Source organism: Pseudonocardia sp. Cha107L01 (genome assembly GCF_052566575.1).
On sequence record NZ_CP199579.1, the window covers coordinates 8,789,415 to 8,809,874 of the forward strand.

Genomic DNA, 20,460 nt, shown 5'->3' on the forward strand with positions numbered 1-20,460 from the left:
CCGCGGATCGGGTGCCATACAGTGACGGGTGCCCGCGGGCACCTGCCGGTGCACACCCAGGGCCGTCGTGCATCCGCCGCCCGGAGGGCTCACCTGTGATCCTGCTGCTGTCCACGTCCGACACCGACCTGCTCAGTGCCCGTGCCAGCGACGGCGACTACCGGCTGGGCAACCCGGCCCGGCTGACCACCGAAGACCTTCCGTCGCTGGTCGAGGGTGTGGACCTGGTCGTGGTGCGGCTGCTCGGCGGACGTCGGGCGTGGGAGGACGGGCTGGACGCGCTGCTGGCCGGGCCGCGCCCGGTGGTTGTGGTCGGCGGCGAGCAGGCGCCGGACGCGGAGCTGATGGAGTGCTCCACGGTTCCCGGTGGGGTCTGTGCGCAAGCCCACAGCTACCTGGCCCAGGGCGGCCCGGCCAACCTCGGCGAGCTCGCCCGGTTCCTGTCCGACACCGTGCTGCTGACCGGGTTCGGCTTCTCGGCCCCGACCCCGACGCCGGTGTGGGGCACGCTGGCCCGCGACGCGCGCGAGCTGCCCGAGGGTGCCCCGGTCGTCGGCGTCCTCTACTACCGGGCGCACCACCTGGCCGGCAACACCGCGTTCGTCGACTCCCTGTGCACCGCGATCGAGAACGCCGGCGCGCGCCCGCTACCGGTGTTCTGCGCCTCGCTGCGCACCGCTCCGGCGGAGCTGCTGGCCGAGCTCGAGCAGGTGGACGCCCTGGTGGTGACGGTGCTGGCGGCCGGTGGCGCGACGCCCGCCACGTCCGGGGCCGGCGGCGACGACGGTGCGTGGGACGTCGGCGCACTGGCCGCGCTGGACGTGCCGATCTTGCAGGGCCTGTGCCTGACCAGCGGAAGAGCCGCCTGGGAGGCCTCCGACGAGGGACTGTCCCCGCTGGACGCCGCCACCCAGGTGGCCATCCCCGAGTTCGACGGCCGGCTGATCACCGTGCCGTTCTCCTTCAAGGAGTTCGACCCGGACGGGCTGACCGTCTACGTGGCGGACCCGGAGCGGGCCGCCAGGGTGGCCGGCATCGCGGTCCGCCACGCGAAGCTGGGCCACATCCCGCCGGCCGAGCGGCGGATCGTGCTGATGTTGTCCGCGTACCCGACGAAGCACTCCCGGATCGGCAACGCGGTCGGGCTGGACACCCCGGCCAGTGTGGTGCGGCTGCTCGCGGCGATGCGTGAGGCCGGCTACGACGTAGGCCCGGAGAGCGGCCCGGACGCGCTGCCCGGGTTGGCCGCGCTGGACGGCGACGCGCTGGTGCACGCGCTGATCGCGGCCGGCGGGCAGGACCAGGACTGGCTGACCGAGGAGCAGATCACCGGCAACCCGGTGCGCATCTCCGCCGGGCGCTACCGGGCGTTCTACGACACCCTGCCGGCCGAGCTGCGCGAAGCCGTCGAACGGCACTGGGGGCCGGCGCCGGGCGAGCTGTTCGTGGACCGCTCCCGGGACGCCGGCGGTGAGATCGTGCTGGCCGCGCTGCGCGCCGGCAACGTGGTGGTGATGGTGCAGCCGCCGCGCGGCTTCGGGGAGAACCCGATCGCGATCTACCACGACCCCGACCTGCCGCCGACCCACCACTACCTGGCCGCCTACCGGTGGCTGGCCGAACCCGCCGACCCCACCGACCCCACCGCCGCCGACCCCACCGCCGCCGACCCCACCGCCGCCGACAACGGGGGGTTCGGCGCGGACGCGATGGTGCACGTCGGCAAGCACGGCAACCTGGAGTGGCTACCCGGTAAGAACGCCGGTCTGTCCGCGGCGTGCGGCCCGGACGCGGCGCTCGGCGACCTCCCGCTGGTCTACCCGTTCCTGGTCAACGACCCCGGCGAGGGCACCCAGGCCAAGCGCCGGGTGCACGCCACCCTGGTCGACCACCTGATCCCGCCGATGGCCCGCGCGGAGAGCTACGGCGACATCGCCCGGCTGGAGCAGCTGCTCGACGAGCACGCCAACATCGCCGCGCTGGACCCGGCCAAGCTGCCCGCGATCCGCCAGCAGATCTGGACGCTGATGCAGGCCGCCAAACTGGACCACGACCTCGGCGTCACCGACCGGCCGCACGACGCCGAGTTCGACGAGTTCATCCTGCACGTGGACGGCTGGCTGTGTGAGATCAAGGACGCGCAGATCCGGGACGGGCTGCACATCCTCGGCGCCGCGCCGACCGGCGAGGCCAGGGTGAACCTGGTGCTGGCGATGCTGCGGGCCCGCCAGCTGTGGGGCGGCGAGCGGGCGCTGCCCGGGCTGCGCGAGGCACTCGGCCTGCGCGAGGACGACACCGAAGGCCTGACCCGCACCGACGCCATCGAACAGATCGCGCGCACCCTGGTCGAAGCCATGGAGTCACACCACTGGTCCCCCGCCGCCGTCCCCGAGGTCACCGCCCGCACCCTTTCCGCGAGTCGGGGCGCACAGCACACCGAGTCGGGGCTCTCAGCACACTCGGGCCAACCTGTCCCTCGGGATTCCGCCGGCCCGGCAGGCGCGGACGCCGACCAGGTCGAGGCCGTACTGCGGTTCGCCGCCACCGAGGTGGTGCCCCGGCTGGCCCGGACCACCGACGAGCTCACCAACGTGCTGCACGCGCTGGACGGCGGTTACGTGCCGGCCGGCCCGTCCGGGTCGCCGCTGCGCGGGCTGCTCAACGTGCTGCCGACCGGGCGCAACTTCTACTCGGTCGACCCGAAGGCGGTGCCCAGCCGGCTGGCCTGGGAGACCGGTTCGGCGATGGCCGAGTCGCTGCTGGCCCGGTACCGCACCGACCACGGCGACTGGCCGCGCTCGGTGGGCCTGTCCGCGTGGGGTACCAGCGCGATGCGCACCTCCGGCGACGACATCGCGGAGATCCTGGCGCTGCTCGGGGTGCGGCCCCGGTGGGACGAGGCGTCGCGGCGGGTCAGCGGGATCGAGCCGGTCGCGCTGGACGAGCTGGGCCGGCCCCGCATCGACGTCACCGTGCGCATCTCCGGGTTCTTCCGGGACGCGTTCCCGCACGTGGTGGCGCTGCTGGACGACGCGGTGCGCCTGGTCGCGTCCCTCGACGAGCCGCACGAGCTGAACTTCGTCCGGGCCCACGCGGCCGCCGACCTCGCCGAGCACGGTGACGAACGCCGCGCCACCACGCGGATCTTCGGCTCCAAGCCCGGCGCGTACGGGGCCGGCATCCTGCCGCTGCTGGAGAGCCGCAACTGGCGCGACGACGCCGACCTCGCCGAGGTCTACGCCACCTGGGGCGGCTTCGCCTACGGCCGGGGGCTGGACGGGCGCGCGGCGCGGCCGGACATGGAGTCGGCGTACCGGCGGATCGCGGTGGCGGCGAAGAACGTGGACACCCGCGAGCACGACATCGCCGACTCCGACGACTACTTCCAGTACCACGGCGGCATGGTCGCCACCGTGCGCGCACTGACCGGCAAGGCACCCGAGGCCTACATCGGTGACAGCACCCGGCCGGACGCGGTGCGCACCCGCACGCTGTCCGAGGAGACCGCCCGGGTGTTCCGGGCCAGAGTGGTCAACCCGCGCTGGATCGCCGCGATGCGCCGGCACGGCTACAAGGGCGCGTTCGAGCTGGCCGCCACCGTGGACTACCTGTACGGCTACGACGCCACCACCGGCGTCGTCGCGGACTGGATGTACGAGAAGCTGGCCGAGTCCTACGTGTTCGACCCGGAGACCACGAAGTTCCTGCGGGAGTCCAACCCGTGGGCCCGGCACGGCATCACCGAGCGCCTGCTGGAAGCCGTGGACCGGGGCCTGTGGGAACATCCGGAGCCGGAGACGCTGGCCGGCCTGCGCCAGGCGTACCTGGACACCGAGGCAGACTTGGAAGAGAACACCGAGTAAAACCCGCCCGCGAGTCGGGGCTCTCAGCACACTGAGTCGCGGATTTCAGCACACCCTTGTACGGCACGACTCAGACGGCACAACGGCTTGGAGACCGACGCACCATGACGGGCAAGATCGTCCTTGGCATCGAGACCTCGTGCGACGAGACCGGCGTCGGCCTGGTCCGCAACGGCGAGCTGCTCGGTGACGCGCTGGCCTCGTCGATGGACGAGCACGTCCGGTTCGGCGGCGTCGTGCCCGAGATCGCCGCGCGGGCGCACGTGTCCGCGCTGGTCCCGTGCGTGCGTGAGGCGATGGGCAAGGCCGGGGCGAAGCCCAGGGACATCGGCGCGATCGCGGTCACCGTCGGCCCCGGTCTGGCCACCGCGCTGCACGTCGGGGTGGCGGCGGCCAAGGCGTACTCGGCGGCCTGGGGCGTGCCGCTGTACGGGGTGCACCACCTGGCCGGGCACGCGGCCGCCGACCTGCTGGAGCACGGCGACCTGCCGGCGCGCAGCGTGGTACTGATCGTCTCCGGCGGGCACACCTCGCTGCTCGCGGTGCGCGACCTGGCCCGCGACGAGGTGGTGCACCTGAGCGACACGATCGACGACGCGGCCGGCGAGGCGTTCGACAAGGTGGCCCGGATCCTCGGGTTGCCCTATCCCGGCGGTCCGTCGATCGACCGGGCGGCCCGCGACGGCGACCCGGCCGCGATCGCCTTCCCCCGGCCGCTGACCAGGTCGGGCGACCCCGCGCTCGGGTTCTCCTTCTCCGGGCTGAAGACGGCGGTGGCCCGCTGGGTGGAGCGCTGCGAGGCGGACGGGCGGCCGGTGCCGGTGCCGGACGTGGCGGCGTCGTTCCAGGAGGCCGTGGCCGACGTGCTGACCTCCAAGGCGTTGCTGGCGTGCCGGCAGCAGGACGTCACGGAGCTGGTGGTGGTCGGCGGCGTCGCGGCGAACAGCAGGGTGCGCTCGCTGGCCGAGCAGCGCTGCGCCGAGGCCGGCATCACGCTGCGGGTACCGCCGATGCGGCTGTGCACCGACAACGGCGCGATGATCGCCGCCGTCGGCGACCTGCTCGTCCGGGCCGGCGCCGAACCCACCGACCTGAGCATCTCCGCCCGCCCCAGCGTCCTGCTCGAGCGCGCCCAGCTCACCTAGCCCGCGGTGCGCGGACGGACTGCCGGACGGAAATCCCGACTCGCGCTGACAAAATCCCCGACTCGCGCTGACAGAAATCCCGACTCGCGGGGACGCCGTCAGCGCGACGCGCCGGAGCTGGACAGCGCGGCCGGCTCGGGCAGCCGGTGGTGACCGTCGTAGGTGTCCTCGACCAGGAACCGCCTGGCCAACCGGTGCAGCGCGGCGGTCAACTCGCCCTGGCTGGGTGAGCCGTCCGCCGCGAACCCGGACAGCTGGGCGGTCAGCCACCCGAGCAGGCTCTCGGTGACCTTCTGGACCTCCCGCTCACCGGCCGGCGTGAGCCACATCCGCTCGCCGTCGGAGCCGAGGAAGCCGGCAGAGATGGTCCGGGCGAACGCCGGCCACAGCACCGGCGCCGGCACATGGACCTGCTCGGCGATCGTGGTCAGCCGTGCCTCCCCGGTGACCTGGATCCGCACGTGCACCTGGTTCACACACCACATCTCGGCCAGCTCCAACGTGCTGCGCGCGGTGGCCAGGATGCCAGGTGCGGAGGCGAAGCCGTCCCGGCGGAACACCCGCGCGATGGCCAACTCGAGCTGCTCGCGCGACGACTGGCCGTCCGGCATCGCGAACCCGCCGCCCACGTCGCCTGCGCTGGCCCGGGTGACCCCACGCAACGGCACCTGCTTGAGGAACAGCCCGAGGACCAGTGCCACCAGCGCGACCGGGATCCCGGCCCGGAACAGCGTCTGCACGGTCTCGGCGTAGGCGTCGATGATCGGGGCGGCCTGGGCGGCGGGCAGGGCGCGCACCCCGGCCGGGCTGTTCAACGCGTTCGCGTCGACACCGGGCGTCGTGGCCAGGACCGCCGACAGGTTGGCGGCGAGCCGGTTGGCGTAGATGGTGCCGAACACCGACGCCCCGAACGAGCTGCCCATGGTGCGGAAGAACGTGACGGCGGAGGTGGCCACGCCGAGGTCGCGGTAGTCGGCGGTGTTCTGCACGATCAGCGTGAGCACCTGCATGCACAGCCCGATCCCCGCGCCCAGCACCAGCAGGTACAGCGAGGTGAGCAGCGTCGAGGTGCGCGCGTCCATCAGCGAGAGCAGGAACATGCCGAGCGCCATCACCGCGCCGCCGATGATCGGGAACGGCTTGTACACCCCGGTGCGGCTCACCGTGTTGCCGGCGAGGATCGAGGTGACGAGCAGCCCGACCACCATGGGCAGCGTGCGGATCCCGGACGTGGTCGCGTCGACGCCCTGGACGTACTGCAGGAACGTGGGCAGGAAGGTCATCGCGCCGAGCATCGCGAAGCCGACCACGAAGCTGATCACCGTGGTCAGCGCGAACACCGGGTTGCGGAACAGCCGCATCGGCATCATCGGATCACCGGCCCGGCGCTCCACCACCACGAACAGCCCGACGGCGGCCACCGAGGCGGTGAACAGCCCGATGATGACCGGCGAACCCCAGGCGTACGTGGTACCGCCCCAGCTGGTGGCCAGGGTCAGCCCGGTGGCGCCGAGCGCGATCACCAGGATGCCGAGGTAGTCGATCACCGGCTTGGCGCCGGACCGGACCGAGGGCAGGGTGCGGAACGCGATCGCGATGACCACCACCGCGATCGGCACGTTGACGTAGAACGCCCACCGCCAGGACAGGTGATCGGTGAACAGGCCACCGAGCAGCGGCCCGATCACGGTGGTCACCCCGAAGACCGCGCCGATCATGCCCTGGTAACGGCCGCGTTCGCGCAGCGGGATGATGTCCGCGATCAGCGCGGTGGCGGTCACCGTCAGACCGCCGGCGCCGACGCCCTGCACCGCGCGCATGGCGATCAGCCAGCCCATGCTGTCCGCGAAGCCGCAGAAGAACGAGCCGATCACGAACACCGCGCAGCTGACCTGGAAGATCAGCTTCCGGCCGAACAGGTCGCCGAACTTGCCCGCCAGCACCGTGGCGATGGTCTCGGTGAGCAGGTACGCGGTGACCACCCAGGACATGTGGCCGCCGCCGCCGAGGTCGGCGACGATCGTCGGCAGCGCGGTCGCCACGATGGTCTGGTCCAGCGCCGCGAGCAGCATGCCGAGCGCGATCGTGGCGAACGCGACGTTGCGCTGGGCCGACCCGCCGACGCCGCCGACGCCGCCGGTCCCGGAACTCTCGATCGCCACAGTCACCGCAACGCCCCCGCATCCCTCGGCCCGTGCGGATCTCGGCCGATGCTCACCACCGCGAGCCGGCCCGGCTCGATGTACCCCGAGAACCGCGCGAACCACATCGTCCGAGGGACGACCCTAGCCCGGTTGTCATGTCAAGATCCGACCGGGGCCGCGAACGCTCCCTACCGCCAGGAGCGGGCGGAGCGGGTCGCCCAGTACCGGTCGGCGGGCTCGGCGAGCTCGGTCAGCTCGGCCGCGATGTCCGGGGGCAGCTCGACCGAGGCGGCGGCGACGTTGCTGGCCACCTGCAGCGGGTTGACCGCGCCGGACAGCACCCGCCACACCCACGGCTGGGCCAGTGCGGCGGCGATCGCCAGCTGGTCGACCGGTACCCCGAGCCGGTCGGCGAGCTCGACGGCGCGCGCCGAGCCCACGCTGGAGTCCCGCCCGCCGGGAGCCAGTCGGCCGTTCGCCACCGGCTCCTTGACGATCACCCGGGCACCGGCGGCGGCAGCCTCGGCCAGCGCCGGCGCCACCGAGGTCTCGAGCACGTTCCAGGTGGACTGGAACGAGGTGAACAGCGGCGCGCCGCCCACCGAGACCTCCAGCGCCCGGCGCACCGCCTCGGCCTGTGCCGGCCCGGAGGTGGAGATGCCGACCCGCACCCCGCCGTCGCGCAGCTCGGCGAGCGCGCGGTGCAGCTCCGGGTTGTCCAGCGCGCCGCTGTCCAGCGTCGCGGAGTGCACGTGGTAGACGTCGAGCCGGTCGCCGAGCAGCGCCCGCGTCTCGGCCAGCTGCTCCCGGTAGGCCGCCAGCGAGTGGTCCTTGATCTCGTGCACCTCGGCGTCCAGCCGCCACCCGCCGACGTAGCGGTAGCCCCACTTCGAGCCGATCTCGACGTCGTCGACCTCGGGGTGCACGGCCAGCCAGCCGGCCAGGAAGTCCTCCGCGCGGCCGTAGGACCGGGCCACGTCGAGGTAGCGCACGCCGGCGGAGTAGGCGCCGTCCAGGGTGGCCCAGGTGTGCGAGCGCAGCGCCGCGACGCCCCGGTCCGCGCCCAGGTCGGCGGTCCGCCCTGAGGTGATGTACGCCGGGCGCGCGACGGCGGCCAGCCCCAGCCCGAGCTGGCGCGGTCCGGTCGCGCCGTCCGTGCTCACAGCCGGCCCAGCACCGAGCGCACGGAGATCTCGATGGCCACCCGCTCCGGGTTGGGGCGCGGCTCCCGGTAGCGCAGCGCATACCGCCGTACCGCCTCGGCCACCCGCTCCGGCTCCTCGCGGACCCGCGCGATGCCCTCGACGGTGGACCACCGGCCGCCCTCGACCTGTGACACCGTCACCGGCGCCCCCTGGGGTCCGGCGGCCCGCACGTTCGCCACCTTGACCGACGTCCGGTAGGTGATCACCCTGACCACCCCGGCCTCCGGATCCAGGGTGGCACCGACGGCCACCGTGTGTGGTCGGCCGTCCGGGCGCACCGTGGTCAACGCACAGACCCGCCGCTGCGCCCAGAACTCCCGCAGCGCCTGGTCCTCAACCGCCTCATCCCATTGCACCGGGGCATCCTGCCAGTCCGGCCGCCCGGGACGCGGCCTACCAGGCCACCGGCAGCGAACCGACCCCGTAGACGATCGAGAACGGCCGGTAGGCCAGCTCCTCGGCGGGCACCGCGAGGCGCAGGGTCGGGAACCGGCGCAGCAGCGCGGGGTAGGCGATCGCCATCTCCCGCCGGGCGAGCTGGGCGCCCACGCAGTGGTGGATGCCGAAGCCGAACGCAAGGTGCGGCTTGATGGTGCGGTCCGGGTCCACCCGCTCCATGTCGGGACCCAGTTCGACGTCCCGGTTCGCGCCGGACAGCGAGCAGACCACCATGTCCCCGGCGCCGATCCGCTGGCCGGCGATCTCGGTGTCCCGGCGCGCCCAGCGCGGGAAGGCCACCTGGACCACCGAGATGTAGCGCAGCAGCTCGTCGACGAGGCCACCGATCCGGGCCGGGTCTAGAGCGGCCGCCCGGTAGTCTGGGTTGCCCAGGATCAGCACGGTGCCCAGCGCCAGCATGCTCGCCGTGGTGTCGTGCCCGCCGGTGAGCAGCCCGTCCGCCAGGCCGGCCAGCTCACGGTCGGTGAGGCTGTCGCCGTGCTCCCGGACCAGCCGGCCGAGCAGCCCGTCGCCCGGTTCGGCCCGCTGCCGGGACACCAGGCCGCCGAGATAGTTCAGCGACTCGCCGATCGCATCCAGCCCGCCGCCCGGCGCGCCGGAGACGTCGAACCGGTTGTTGCTGATCCGTTGGAAGTTGGCGCGCTCGTCGGCCGGCACACCGAGCAGCTCGCAGATCACCAGCGCCGGGATCGGGTGGGCGAAGGTGCGCACCAGGTCGACCGGGTCACCATCCGCGCCGGCGGTGGCGGTGTCGTCCAGGCACTCGTCGACCACAGCGGTGATCCGCGGCTCCAGCTCGCGCAGCCGCTTCGCGGTGAACTCCGCGGTCAGCATCTTGCGCAGCCGGGTGTGTTTGGGCGGGTCGGCCATCCCGAGCCCGCCGGGGTCCTGATCCTCGGTCGGGCCGCCGGCGCCGCCGCCCATCAGGTTGGCGAAGTCGTTGCTGAACGTGTCGGCATCGCCCAGCACAGCGCGCGCGTCGCGGTAGCTGGTGACCAGCCACGCCGTCGGTCCGTTGGGGATGAGCAGCGGGCTGACCGGCTGTTCGGCACGCAGCCGGGCCAGCTCGGGCACTGGGTCCAGACCGTCGCGGAGGAACTGCACCAGCGTCAAAGTTGTCTCGGACATCAACGGCATAGTCGTCGACGGGACCGGCCCGGTTCCCGGAGCGACGCGAATCACTCTGGCGATAATTCGTTGACTATGTCAGAGAACTCTCTGTAACAGTCATAGAAGCAGTCATAGAAATCGTCCGGAGGAGGTCCCGTGCCGCGGCTTCGCTCTCACTCAGAACACGACCAGCACTCGGAACACGACCGGTCGGAACAGGACGAGGTCGCCCGGGTCCGGGCGTTCAACCGCTTCTACACCAGGTCGATCGGCGTGCTGCGGGACAGCCTGGTGGGCTCGCCGTTCTCCCTCGTCGAGGCCCGGCTGCTCTACGAGCTCGCCCATCGGCCCGCCGAGCCGGTCAGCGGTGCGGCGGGCTCCGGGGCGGCGGGCTCCGGGGCGGCGGGCTCCGGTGCGGCGGGCTCCGGGGCGGCGGCCGGTGTGGAGGGAGCCGAGCTGCGCCGGCTGCTCGACCTGGACGCCGGCTACTTCAGCCGGGTGGTGGCCCGCTTCGACACCGCCGGGTTGGTCTCCCGGCAGGCCCACCCCGGCGATGCGCGGCGACAGCTGCTCCGGCTGACCGAGGCCGGCCGCCGCGCGTTCGACGACCTGGACGAGCGCCAGGCCAAGGCGGTCCGGGAGCTGCTGGAGCCGCTCTCGGCCGACCGGCGGGCCACCCTCACCGAGGCGATGGGCACCATCGAGCGCACCCTCAGCGCCCCGGCCCGGCCGCGCGCTGTCGTGCTGCGCCCGCCCGAGCCGGGCGACCTCGGCTGGATCGTGGCCCGCCACGGCGCCCTCTACGTGCGGCAGTACGGCGGGGATCCGCGCTTCGAGGCAATGGTGGCGCGGATCGTGGCCGACTACGCCGAGCGGCCGGATCCGGCCCGGGAGGCGGTGTGGATCGCCGAGGTGGACGGCCGGCCGGCGGGTTCGATCGCGTGCATGACTGCCACCCAGAACGACACCCAGAACGACACCCAGGACGGCACCCAGAACGGCACCGCCAAGCTCCGGCTGCTGCTCGTCGAGCCCTCCGCCCGGGGTTTGGGCGTCGGCGAGCGGCTGGTGGCCGAGTGCCTGCGGTTCGCCGAGCGCGTCGGCTACCGGCGGATCACGCTGTGGACCACCTCCGAGCTGGCCGCCGCGCGGCGGATCTACCAGCGCGCCGGCTTCACCCTGGACGCCGAAGCCCCGTTCGACGGTTTCGGCCGGGGCGTCATCGGGCAGAACTGGTCCCGCCGTCTCGGGGCGGCGGACCCAGGCTGATCGGCTCCGCCGGTGCGCGCAGCCCGACGGACAGCAGCGCGGCGAGCAGGCACAGCCCGCCGCCGAGGTACCACGCCGAGTCGTAGCTGCCCAGGTGGTCGCGCAGCAGCCCGGCGGCGAACGCCATCAGCGCGGCACCGACCTGGTGCGAGGCGTACACCCAGCCGAACACCACCGGTGCCGCCGTCCCGAAGTACCGCCGGCACAGCGCCATCGTCGGCGGCACCGTGGCCACCCAGTCCAGCCCGTAGAACACGATGAAGCTCAGCATGCTGGCGGTCGGCGTCGAACCCCACACCAACGGCAGCAGCATCAGCGAGACGCCCCGGCCGACGTAGTAGACGCAGAGCAGCAGCCGGGGGTCGAACCGGTCCGTCAGCCACCCCGATGCCACCGTCCCGACCAGGTCGAACAGGCCGACCACGGCGAGCAGCCCCGCCGCGGTCGTGGTCGGCATGCCGTGGTCGTGCGCGGCCGGCACGAAGTGCGGCTGGAGCAGCCCCATGGTGGTCGCGCCGCAGATCATGAACCCGCCCACCAGCAGCCAGAACGGGCCGACCCGGGCCGCCGAGCCGAGGGTGCGCAGTGCCAGCCGCGCCACCCCGATGCGCGCTCCGGTCGGCTCGTCGGCCGCGGTGCCGCCGTACGGCGCGACGCCGAGGTCGCTCGGCCGGTCCCGCAGCAGCCAGAGCACCAGCGGCACGACGGCCAGCGCGGCGGCCGCCACCCCGAGCGAGGCCGGCCGCCAGCCCCACCGCTCCGAGATCACCGCGACCACCGGCAGGAAGACCAGCTGACCGGTCGCCGAACCGGCGGTGAGGATGCCGGACACCAGGCCGCGCCGGGTCACGAACCAGCGGCCGGTGACCGTGGCGACCAGCGACAGCGCCATCGAACCGGTGCCGAGGCCGACCAGGACACCCCAGCAGACCACCAGCTGCCAGGAGGCGGTCATGAACACGGTGAGCCCACTGCCCGCCGCGACCACCACCAGCGCGACGGCGACCACCTGCCGAACCCCGAAGCGCTCCATCAGCGCCGCCGCGAACGGCGCGGTCAGGCCGAAGAGCGCCATGTTGATGGCGATCGCCGACGAGATCGTGCCCACCGACCAGCCGAACTCCGCGTGCAACGGATCGATCAGCACACCCGGCACAGCCCGGAACGCCGCCGCACCGACCAGGGCGAGAAAGGTGACGGCGGCGACCGACCAGGCGGGGTGCAGCCGGCGCCTACCCGCGCCGGGCGTCACCCGGCGCGCTTCGAGTTCGGTCACCCCACCAGCCTCGTTGAAGGAGGGCTCACGGAAAAGTGGCCATAGCGACACACAACGCAGGATTTGGGCCACCTGGTCGCGGACAACCGCCTGAGGCTCGACGGCGCGCGCGGCGCAACCCTGGTGAGCGAGCTAGTCGGCGAGGGGTCAAGATGGCCTGAACTGACTGGGACGACAACAGGAGGCTCGGTGGGCACGGAGAGCAGAGTGGCAATCGTGACCGGGGCGGCACGCGGCATCGGCGCGGCCACCGCGGAGCGACTGGCCAGGGATGGCCACGCGGTCGCGGTCGTCGATCTGGACGAGTCCAGCTGTGCGGACACAGTCACCCGGATCACCAAGGACGGTGGGCATGCGCTCGCGGTCGGCGCCGATGTAAGCAACGCCGCCGCGGTGAAGGACGCCGTGGCGCGGATCGCCGACACACTGGGGGCGCCCACGATTCTGGTCAACAACGCCGGCGTGACCAGGGACAACCTGCTGTTCAAGATGACCGAGGTGGACTGGGACACGGTGATGGGCGTGCACCTGCGCGGCTCGTTCCTGATGTCCCAGGCAGCCCAGGCGCACATGGCCCAGGCGCAGTGGGGCCGGATCGTGAACCTGTCCAGCACCTCCGCGCTGGGCAACCGCGGCCAGGCGAACTACTCCGCCGCCAAGGCCGGCCTGCAGGGTTTCACCAAGACGCTGGCCATCGAGCTGGGCCGCTTCAACATCACCGTGAACGCGATCGCGCCCGGCTTCATCGCCACCGAGATGACCAAGGCCACAGCCGAGCGGATCGGGGTTTCCTGGGAGGACTTCCAGAAGGGCGCGGCCAGCCAGATCCCGGTCGGCCGGGTCGGCAAGCCGGACGACATCGCCAACACCGTGTCGTTCCTCACCAGTGAGGGCGCCGGATTCGTGTCCGGTCAGGTGATCTACGTGGCGGGCGGCCCGAAGGACTGATGCACCGCGCGCTTCCCGAGGGAGAACTGTTCTAGTGGACCTGCAACTGGCCGGCAGGCGTGCGGTGGTCACCGGCGGCAGCCGCGGCATCGGGCTGGCAGTGGCCGAGTCGCTGCTCGACGAGGGCACCGACGTGGCACTGGTCGCCCGGGACGTCGCCGTACTGGACGCCGCGGTGGCGTCGTTGCGGGGGCGTGCCGGCCGCGCGGTGGCCATCCCGGCGGACACCACCGACGACGGGTCGGTGCGGGCCATGGCGCAGCAGGCCACCGAGCTGCTCGGCGGGGTGGACATCCTGGTCAACACCGCCGCGCGGCCGGCAACGCCGGGACCGAGACCGCCGCTCACCGAGATCACCGACGACGCGCTGCGCGCCGAGCTGGAGACGAAGGTCCTCGGTTACCTGCGCTGTGCGCGGGCGCTCGCGCCGGGCATGGTTGAGCGCGGCTGGGGGCGCATCGTCAACATCAGTGGCCTGAACGCCCGCTCAGCGAGCTCGCTGGTCGGCTCGGTGCGCAACGTGGCGGTCGCCGCGATGACCAAGAACCTGGCCGACGAGCTCGGGCCGGCCGGGGTCAACGTCACCGTGGTGCACCCGGGCTTCACCGTCACCGAGCGCACCCCGGACACGCTGGCCGCGGTGGCCGCCGACCGGGGGGTGACCGCCGAGCAGGTGGCCGCCGACATCGCCAGGGGGCTCAGCATCGGACGACTGGTCACCGCCGCCGAGGTCGCCTCGGTGGTGACCTTCCTGGCGTCCCCGCTCAGCGTGGCGATCACCGGCGACGCGGTGGCGGCCGGCGGCGGCCAGGTCGGCCCGATCTACTACTAGCCCGGTCTACTACTAGCCCGGTCTACTACTAGTGGTCGTGCCCGGGCAGGTCCCGCCCCTCGATGCGGATGTCCATCAGGTCATGATCCCCCGGTGCGGGCGAGCCGGTTCAACACGCCGCGGTCGGCCCGGCCGATCGGGTCGATGACGCGCGCCAGTACCGGGCCCAGCACGGCCATCAGCAGCACGTAGGCGGTGGCGAGCGGCGCCAGCCCGGGGTTCAGCGCGCCCGAGGTCAGCGCCAACCCTGCGATCACGATGGAGAACTCGCCCCTGGCCACCAGCGCGGCACCGGCGCGCAGCCGACCCGCCGAGCTCACCGTACTGCCGCGGGCGGCGAACCAGCCGGTGGCGATCTTGGTCAACGTGGTGACCACGGCCAGCCCGAGCGCGGCCGGCAGCACGGCCGGGATGGCGCCGGGGTGGGTGTTGAAGCCGAACACCACGAAGAACATCGCGGCGAACAGGTCACGCAGCGGGGCGAGCACCCGGGTGGCGTTCTCGGCGGTCTCGTCGCTGATCGCGATGCCCAGCAGGAACGCGCCGACGCCGGCGGACACCTGCAGCTCCGAGGCCAGCCCGGCGACCAGCAGCGCCACCCCGAGCAGCCGCAGCAGGAACACCTCGGAGCTGGGCGACTCGACGATCAGGGAGACGAACCGGCCGTAGCGAAGCGCCACCACCAGTACCACCGCGAGCAGCGCCATCGCCACGCCGACGGTCCGCAGGCCGGCGGCCAGGCCCAGACCGGCCAGTGCCGCCGTGGTGATCGGCAGGTACAGCGCCATCGCCAGGTCTTCCAGCACCAGCACGGACAGCACCGCCGGGGTCTCCCGGTTGCCGAGCCGGCCGAGGTCGCCGAGCACCTTGGCGATGATCCCCGAGGAGGACACCCAGGTCACCCCGGCCATGGCCAGCGCACCCAGCGGCCCCCACCCCAGCAACAGCGCCACAGCGGCGCCCGGCAGCGCGTTGAGCAGCATGTCGACCACGCCGGCCAGCCAGGACTTGCGCAGGCCGGACACCAGGTCGGCGGCGGTGTACTCGAGCCCGAGCAGCAACAGCAGCAGCACGACCCCGACCTCGGAGGCCAGCTCGGCGAACGAGGTGATGCCACTGAGCGGGAGCAGCCCGCCGGAGCCGAACGCCAGGCCGCCCAGCAGGTACAGCGGCACCGGCGAGACGCCGATCCGGGTTGCCAACCGCCCGAGCACACCCAGCCCGAAGAACAGAGCTCCGAGCTCGATGAGCGCTGTCGCGGTGTGCGGCACGAAGGCGGTCAGCCCTGCTCGAGGATCGAGACAGCCTGCCGCAGCCCGTCCGGCGTACCCACCACGACCACCAGGTCACCGGCCTCGAAGCGGAAGTCGGGCCTCGGCGAGGCGTGCACCGTGCTGTCCCGGACCACCGCCACCACGGAGGCGCCGGTACGGGTGCGCATCGCGGTATCGCCCAGGGTGCGGCCGGCATACGGGGAGCCAGGGACGACCGGCAGCTGCGAGGTGCCGACCCCGGGCACCTCGGAGTGTTCCTCGCGCAGTTGGGCCACCAGGTTCGGCGCACCGAGCAGGGTGCCCAGCGCGACGCACTCCGGCTCGGTCATGGGCACCGTCGCGCTGCACGCGTCCGGGTCGTTCAGGTCGGAGACCAGCAGCTCCCGATGTCCGTCCCGGTAGGTGAGCACCCCGAGCCGCCGGCCGGTGACCGTGTTGAACTCCTGCTTGACTCCGACCCCGGGCAGCCGGGTGACCTCGACGTCCACCCGATCAACAGTAGCCGAGGCCGCCCGCCGGCCGGCCGAGCCGGGCTACTCGAAACGCAGCGCCTCGATGGGCCGCAGCCGGGCCGCCCGGTTGGCCGGGTAGCCGCCCGCGAGGAGGCCGATGACCAGGCTCACCCCGAAGGCGATCAGCACCGGCGCCAGGGTGAGCACCGGCACCGGGAAGGACGGCACCAGCTTGGGTACGACGATCCCACCGCCGAACGTGACGCTCACGCCGATGATCACGCCGATCACGCCACCGAGGCCGGTGAGCACCACCGCCTCGATCAGGAACTGTTTCATGATGGCGCTGCGCTGGGCCCCGATCGCCTTGCGAATTCCGATCTCCCTGGTTCGCTCGGTGACCGAGACCAGCATGATGTTGGCCACCCCGATTCCGCCGACGATCAACGAGATCGCGGCGACCGCCGCCGTGAACAAGGTCAGGAACGTAATGAACTGGCCCCGTTGCTGGATCAAGTTCTGGAACGCGCGGACCCGGTAGTCCCGGTCGGTCGGGGTCTTGATGTAGTGCCGGACGTCCAGAATCTTGGTCATCTGGTCCTCGGCGAGATTCACCGTGGATGCAGTGGTGGATTTCACGATGATCTGGCTGACCTTGTTCGCATTGCCGACCAGGTATGCCCGGGCCGCACCGAACGGCACAATCGCGATGTTGTCGTTCTGCCCGTCGGTGTCGAGAACCCCGATCACCCGGAACGTGGTGTGGTTGAGGCGGATCTCCTTGCCCAACACGTCGCCAAGGTTCGCCTTGGGGCCGTACAGGTAGCTGACGGCCTCCTGGCCGATCACCAGATACTTGGCATTGCTCTGGACCTGTGCCGGGGTGAACCAGTTTCCGACCGCCATCGTCCGGGCGACGATGTCGAGGTAGTTGTACGTGGCACCGACCAGGTCGGACTTCTCGGTGGCCTGGCCGGCGGTCAGCGAGACGCTGCCGGTCATGCTCGGCGTCACCGAGGCGACGTCCGGCGCCTTCACCGGGTCCTGCAGTGCTTCGACGTCGCCGTCGGTCAGGTTGCGAGCCTCGCCGCCGCCGGGCACCACGCCGGTCGCCTGGGTGATGGTGATCTGGTTGGCGAGCTTGCTGAACTGTGCGTCGAAGCCGGCTTTCACGCCATTTCCGAGCGCAACCAGAATGATCACAGCCGCGACGCCGATGATGATGCCCAGGGTGGTCAGCAGGGAGCGCAGCCTGTTACCGCGCAGACTACGCAGCGCGATCACGAGTGTTTCCCGCATGTTCATGCCGAGCGCTCCATCTGCCGCCTCCGACCGAAATTCATCCGACGGCGCCGAAGCTAAGCAAAGCCGGCGACCCAGAGACAACGATTCCGCTCGCACTCTCAGTAACCCGATAGGTCCCGGCCATGAGTAGCAACGGAACCTATGAGTTAGCTGTGCGCGAAAGATGAGAACTCTGTGCCAACTCTAGTCAACACGCAACACAGTGCGTAGTCGATTCAGTACGCAGTTGGAAACAACATGCGGCCCTCATCGAGTTTACTACGCCGAACGGCTCAGCGCTCGTGACGGCCCCGACCGGCGTGGCCGCCGGCCGGGGAGTTGCCGTCCCTACTTGGGCTTGGTGTCGAAGCCGGCGCGGCGCAACGCGTCGGCCATCGCGCCGCCGCCAAGACCACCACCACCCTGCCGATCCCCGCCCGGCCGGCCGCCACCCTGCCGATCGCGACCGCCGCCCTGCCGATCGCGACCGGTGCCCTGCTTGTCGCCACCCGGCCGGCCGCCGCTCTGCTTGTCGCCGCCCTGCTTGTCGCCGCCCTGCTTGTCGCCGCCCGGCCGGCCGCCGCTCTGCTTGTCGCCGCCCTGCTTGTCCGCACCCGGCCGGTCGGCAGCCTGCTTGTCCGCGCCCGGCCGGGCACCGCCCTGGCGGTCCCCCGAGCCGCGCCGATCACCGGAGCCACGCCGATCCTGGCTGTTCCCGCCGCGCTGGCCACCTCGGCCACCAGGGCCACCAGTTCCGCCCGGGCCTCCGGGGCCGCCCGGACCGCCCCGGCCGCGTCCGCCCTGGTCCGCACCGCCGTGGTCGATGCCGTCCCGGCCGCGACCGCCGCCACGCCGCTCGGCGGCCGGGTCGTCGTCCAGCCGCAGCGTCAGCGAGATGCGCTTGCGGTTGATGTCCACCTCGCGCACCTTGACCCGCACGATGTCGCCGGGCTTGACGATCTCGCGGGGGTCGGAGACGAACCGGTTGGACATCGCCGAGACGTGCACCAATCCGTCCTGGTGCACTCCCACGTCGACGAATGCGCCGAACGCGGCGACGTTGGTGACCACACCCTCCAGCACCATGCCGACGGTCAGGTCGGACAGCTTCTCCACCCCGTCGGCAAAGGTCGCCGTCTTGAAGGCGGGCCGGGGGTCACGGCCGGGCTTCTCCAGCTCGGCGAGGATGTCGCTGACCGTGGGCAGGCCGAATGTGTCGTCGATGAAGTCGGCCGGTCGCAGGGCGCGCAGGGTGGTGGAGTCGCCGATCAGCGCGGGCAGCTCAGTGCCCACCGACGCCAGGATCCGCCGCACCACCGGGTAGGCCTCGGGGTGCACGCTGGAGGCGTCCAGCGGGTCGTCGCCGCCGGGGATGCGCAGGAAGCCGGCGCACTGTTCGAACGCCTTGGGCCCGAGCCTGGGCACCTTGGACAGCGCCTTGCGGTTGCGGAACGGCCCGTTCTCGTCCCGGTGGTTGACGATGCTGGTGGCCAGGCCCTCGGTGATGCCGGAGACCCTGCGCAGCAGCGGGGCCGACGCGGTGTTCACGTCGACCCCGACCGCGTTCACGCAGTCCTCGACGACGGCATCCAGCGAGCGGGACAGCTTCAGCTCGGACAGGTCGTGCTGGTACTGGCCGACGCCGATGGACTTCGGGTCGATCTTGACCAGTTCGGCGAGCGGGTCCTGCAGCCGGCGCGCGATGGACACCGCGCCGCGCAGCGACACGTCCATCCCGGGCAGCTCGGCGGAGGCGTACGCGGATGCGGAGTACACCGAGGCGCCGGCCTCGGAGACCATCACCTTGGTCAGCTTCAGGTCGGGCATCTTGGCGACCAGCTCGGCGGCCAGCTTGTCGGTCTCCCGGGACGCGGTGCCGTTGCCGATGGCGATCAGGTCGACCTTGTATGCGGCGGCGAGCTTGGCCAGCGACGCGAGGCTGGCGTCCCACTGCCGGCGGGGCTCGTGCGGGTAGATCGTGTCGGTGGCGACGGCCTTGCCGGTGTCGTCCACGATGGCGACCTTGACGCCGGTGCGCAGGCCGGGGTCGAGGCCCATCGTTGCGCGGGTGCCCGCGGGCGCGGCGAGCAGCAGGTCACGGAGGTTTGCGGCGAACACGTCGACGGCGCTGTCCTCGGCGGCCTGCCACAGCCGGGCGCGCACGTCGATGCCCAGGTGCACCTGGATCCGGGTCCGCCAGGCCCAGCGCACCGTGTCGGTCAGCCACTTGTCCCCCGGCCGGCCCCGGTCGGAGACCCCGAACCGGGCGGCGATGCTCTGTTCGAAGCTGGACGGGCCCTCGGCCGGCGGCTCCTCAGGTTCCAGGACGAGGTCGAGCACCTCTTCCTTCTCGCCGCGGAACAGCGCCAGGATCCGGTGCGACGGGAGCTTGGTGAACGGCTCGCTGAACTCGAAGTAGTCGGAGAACTTGGCCCCGGACTCCTCCTTGCCCTCGCGCACCTTGGACGCCGCGCGGCCCCGGGTCCACATACGTTCCCGCAGGTCGCCGATCAGGTCGGCGTCCTCGGCGAACTGTTCGACCAGGATCGAGCGCGCGCCGTCCAGCGCGGCGGCCGCGTCTGCCACGCCCTCGGTGAGGTAGCCCTCGGCGAGCGCGGTCGGATCCTGGTTCGGGTCGGCCAGCAGGGTGTCGGCCAGCGGTTGGAGGCCGGCTTCCCTGGCGATCTGCGCCTTTGTGCGCCGCTTCGGCTTGTACGGGAGATAGATGTCCTCGAGGCGGGCCTTGGAGTCGGCCTCCAGGATGCGCTGCTTGAGCTCGTCGTCCAGCTTGCCCTGCGAGTCGATGGACTCCAGCACGGCAGCTCGGCGCTCCTCCAGCTCGCGCAGGTAGCGCAGCCGCTCCTCGAGCGTGCGCAGCTGGGTGTCGTCCAGGGCGCCGGTGACTTCCTTGCGGTACCGGGCGACGAACGGCACCGTCGAGCCGCCGTCCAGCAGCCCGACCGCCGCGTCCACCTGGTTCGACCGCACGCCGAGCTCGTCGGCAATACGCTGATGAATCTTCCGTGCCACACCGGGGGTCGCCTCACTCACCCGTCCATGGTGGCGCGCGCGGGCACCAGCACAACCCCGGGGCGGCCAACTGCGACAGTCCGACCTCTGCTAGGGCGAAGTCTGGTAGATCCATGTTGGCCGGGCAGTGACGTGGGCACACGGAGTCGAATCGCCGGGGACGTCCTCA

General features: G+C 72.0%; 14 protein-coding genes. 5 read left to right on the forward strand and 9 right to left on the reverse strand.

From position 1 onward, the window contains the following. The first annotated feature begins 95 nt into the window (after positions 1-95). Complete coding sequence (locus ACTXG6_RS41485; protein WP_445184772.1) at positions 96-3,863, forward strand: cobaltochelatase subunit CobN; 3,768 nt, start codon at positions 96-98, stop codon at positions 3,861-3,863. A gap of 104 nt (positions 3,864-3,967) precedes the next feature. Beyond that, a complete protein-coding gene (tsaD, locus tag ACTXG6_RS41490; RefSeq protein ID WP_445184773.1) occupies positions 3,968-5,008 on the forward strand; it encodes a tRNA (adenosine(37)-N6)-threonylcarbamoyltransferase complex transferase subunit TsaD in 1,041 nt (346 codons plus the stop codon). Between the two features lie 98 nt (positions 5,009-5,106). Here the strand turns inward: tsaD and ACTXG6_RS41495 are convergent, their stop codons facing one another. From ACTXG6_RS41495 to ACTXG6_RS41510, 4 genes are all read right to left on the reverse strand, one after another. Beyond that, a complete protein-coding gene (locus ACTXG6_RS41495) occupies positions 5,107-7,176 on the reverse strand; it encodes an MDR family MFS transporter (protein ID WP_445184774.1) in 2,070 nt (689 codons plus the stop codon). 164 nt (positions 7,177-7,340) lie between these two features. Continuing rightward, the gene (locus ACTXG6_RS41500) at positions 7,341-8,315 is read right to left on the reverse strand and encodes an aldo/keto reductase (RefSeq protein ID WP_445184775.1); all 975 of its coding nucleotides are present in this window, start codon (positions 8,313-8,315) and stop codon (positions 7,341-7,343) included. Continuing rightward, positions 8,312-8,713, reverse strand: a complete 402-nt coding sequence (locus ACTXG6_RS41505; protein WP_445184776.1) for a pyridoxamine 5'-phosphate oxidase family protein — start codon at positions 8,711-8,713, stop codon at positions 8,312-8,314. Before ACTXG6_RS41505 ends, ACTXG6_RS41500 begins: the two co-directional genes overlap by 4 nt. A 37-nt stretch (positions 8,714-8,750) precedes the next feature. Then, positions 8,751-9,944 (reverse strand): cytochrome P450, encoded by a 1,194-nt coding sequence (locus ACTXG6_RS41510; protein ID WP_445184777.1) that lies wholly within the window; start codon positions 9,942-9,944, stop codon positions 8,751-8,753. Positions 9,945-10,082: 138 nt separating this feature from the next. Here ACTXG6_RS41510 and ACTXG6_RS41515 point away from each other — a divergent pair, with 138 nt between their 5' ends. Beyond that, a complete protein-coding gene (locus ACTXG6_RS41515; protein ID WP_445184778.1) occupies positions 10,083-11,195 on the forward strand; it encodes a bifunctional helix-turn-helix transcriptional regulator/GNAT family N-acetyltransferase in 1,113 nt (370 codons plus the stop codon). Here the strand turns inward: ACTXG6_RS41515 and ACTXG6_RS41520 are convergent. Then, positions 11,146-12,471 (reverse strand): MFS transporter, encoded by a 1,326-nt coding sequence (locus ACTXG6_RS41520; protein ID WP_445184779.1) that lies wholly within the window; start codon positions 12,469-12,471, stop codon positions 11,146-11,148. The two genes, ACTXG6_RS41515 and ACTXG6_RS41520, sit on opposite strands and share 50 nt — an antisense overlap. A 207-nt stretch (positions 12,472-12,678) precedes the next feature. Between ACTXG6_RS41520 and fabG the strand changes: the two genes are divergently transcribed. Both fabG and ACTXG6_RS41530 read left to right on the forward strand, forming a co-directional pair. Next, the gene (gene fabG / locus ACTXG6_RS41525; RefSeq protein WP_445184780.1) at positions 12,679-13,419 is read left to right on the forward strand and encodes a 3-oxoacyl-ACP reductase FabG; all 741 of its coding nucleotides are present in this window, start codon (positions 12,679-12,681) and stop codon (positions 13,417-13,419) included. A 34-nt stretch (positions 13,420-13,453) separates the two neighbouring features. Continuing rightward, entirely contained in the window at positions 13,454-14,251 is a 798-nt protein-coding gene (locus ACTXG6_RS41530; RefSeq protein WP_445184781.1) for an SDR family NAD(P)-dependent oxidoreductase, read from the forward strand. 80 nt (positions 14,252-14,331) lie between these two features. On the opposite strand, the gene ACTXG6_RS41535 is transcribed toward ACTXG6_RS41530, so the two are convergent. From ACTXG6_RS41535 to ACTXG6_RS41550, 4 genes are all read right to left on the reverse strand, one after another. Then, positions 14,332-15,522 carry a cation:proton antiporter gene (locus ACTXG6_RS41535; protein ID WP_445184782.1) on the reverse strand — a complete coding sequence of 397 codons (1,191 nt, stop codon included), beginning with the start codon at positions 15,520-15,522 and terminating at the stop codon, positions 14,332-14,334. A gap of 8 nt (positions 15,523-15,530) precedes the next feature. Continuing rightward, a complete protein-coding gene (locus ACTXG6_RS41540) occupies positions 15,531-16,013 on the reverse strand; it encodes a cation:proton antiporter regulatory subunit (RefSeq protein WP_445184783.1) in 483 nt (160 codons plus the stop codon). A 45-nt stretch (positions 16,014-16,058) separates the two neighbouring features. Continuing rightward, positions 16,059-17,282 carry an ABC transporter permease gene (locus ACTXG6_RS41545; protein ID WP_445184784.1) on the reverse strand — a complete coding sequence of 408 codons (1,224 nt, stop codon included), beginning with the start codon at positions 17,280-17,282 and terminating at the stop codon, positions 16,059-16,061. 327 nt (positions 17,283-17,609) lie between these two features. Then, the gene (locus ACTXG6_RS41550) at positions 17,610-20,312 is read right to left on the reverse strand and encodes a Tex family protein (protein WP_445184785.1); all 2,703 of its coding nucleotides are present in this window, start codon (positions 20,310-20,312) and stop codon (positions 17,610-17,612) included. Positions 20,313-20,460: the final 148 nt, after the last annotated feature.